Source organism: Streptococcus penaeicida (assembly GCF_002887775.1).
Lineage (GTDB): Bacteria > Bacillota > Bacilli > Lactobacillales > Streptococcaceae > Streptococcus > Streptococcus penaeicida.
Map to the genome: position 1 here is coordinate 1 of NZ_LOCM01000085.1, position 244 is coordinate 244.

2 tRNA genes are annotated in these 244 nt (G+C 48.4%); both read right to left on the reverse strand.

What is annotated here, in order from left to right:
* Positions 1 to 50: 50 nt before the first annotated feature.
* Positions 51 to 123 (reverse strand) — tRNA-Asp (locus tag AT575_RS10390).
* Positions 124 to 128: 5 nt separating this feature from the next.
* Positions 129 to 201: transfer RNA gene (locus AT575_RS10395), tRNA-Val, on the reverse strand.
* Between the last annotated feature and the right edge of the window lie 43 nt (positions 202 to 244).

The following is a 244-nucleotide window of genomic DNA, read 5'->3' on the forward strand; positions in this document are numbered from 1 at the left end:
TTTAATTGATTTTCTTCAATAAATTTTATAAGTCCACCAGACTTATAAAACGGTCCCGACGGGAATCGAACCCGCGATCTTCGCCGTGACAGGGCGACGTGATAACCGCTACACTACGGGACCTTTTATGGGAGTTAACGGGTTCGAACCGCTGACCCTCTGCTTGTAAGGCAGATGCTCTCCCAGCTGAGCTAAACTCCCATTGAGTGTTCCTAAGCTAAGCGACTTCCGTATCTAACAGGGG